Annotated in this window: 1 protein-coding gene; it reads right to left on the reverse strand. The window is 68.4% G+C overall.

Features of this window, described 5'->3' with window-relative positions; genetic code table 11:
- The coding region (locus BN11_RS18450) for an ACP S-malonyltransferase (protein WP_201329307.1) at positions 1 to 1076 on the reverse strand (1076 nt) is incomplete at its 3' end.
- Positions 1077 to 1087: the final 11 nt, after the last annotated feature.

The following is a 1087-nucleotide window of genomic DNA, read 5'->3' on the forward strand; positions in this document are numbered from 1 at the left end:
GTGAAGAGTGCGGTGACGTCGTCGTGCTTGCTGCCGAGGACGTCCTCGACGAAGCCATGGAGGGCCTTCTTGGGGCCGACTTCGACGAAGACGCGCGCACCGGCGGCATACAGGGTTTCCAGGCCCTTGACGAACTGGACCGGCGAGGCGACCTGCTGGCCGAGGATCTCGAGCATGACGTCGGTGCTCGCGCCGAGCGGATAGAACTCACCCGTGACATTGGCGACGCAGGGCACCGTCGGGCCGACGACGTTGAGGCGGCGCAGCGCGTCCTTGAGCGGCCCGGACGCCGGCGCGACGATCGCGGTGTGGAAGGCGTGGCTGACGGGGATGCGGGTGGCCGACATCCCCGCGGCCTTCGCCTTCTCGACCAGATCCTCGACCGCGGTGGTGGCACCGCCGACGACGGCCTGGTTGTAGCTGTTGATATTGGCGACGACGGCATAGCCGTCCGCGGTCTTGACTAACTCTTCGATCGCGGTGAGCGGGCCGAACATCGCGGCCATGGCGCCGTTGTCGGCGACCGAGACCTTCTTCATCTCGTTGCCGCGGGCGCTGACGGCTTCCAGGGCGCTCTCGAGCGAGAGGGAGCCGGCGGCGACGAGGGCGCCGTACTCGCCGAGGCTGTGGCCCATCACCATGTCGGGGTGCACGCCGTATGCCGCGAGCAGGCGCGTCAGCGACAGGTCGGTCGCGAGCACGGCCGGCTGGGTGATCTCGGTCTGCATCAGCTGCTTGTTGAGCTGGTCGACCGCGTCCTTGTCGTCGCCGTCGATGAAGATGTACGACGTCAGGGGGCGACCCCCGAGGAGCGGGGTCATCACCCGGTCCGCCTCGTCGAAGGTCGCCTTGACGACCGGCTCGTTGGCCGCGAGGTCTTTGAGCATGTTGACGTATTGCGAGCCCTGGCCGGTGTAGAGGAAGGCGACCTTGGGTGCGGGGCCGCGGCCGACGAAAACGCCTTGCTGGCGAAGGAGTTTGAAGGCGGCCGGCGCGCCGGAGGCCATGGCCTTGACCAGCTTGTCCAGCTTGCCGGCGAGCTCGGCGGCGTCGCCGTAGTCGACGGCGACGCGCACCGCCGCATCCT

It is taken from the genome of Nostocoides australiense Ben110, assembly GCF_001050535.1.
Taxonomy (GTDB): domain Bacteria; phylum Actinomycetota; class Actinomycetes; order Actinomycetales; family Dermatophilaceae; genus Nostocoides_A; species Nostocoides_A australiense.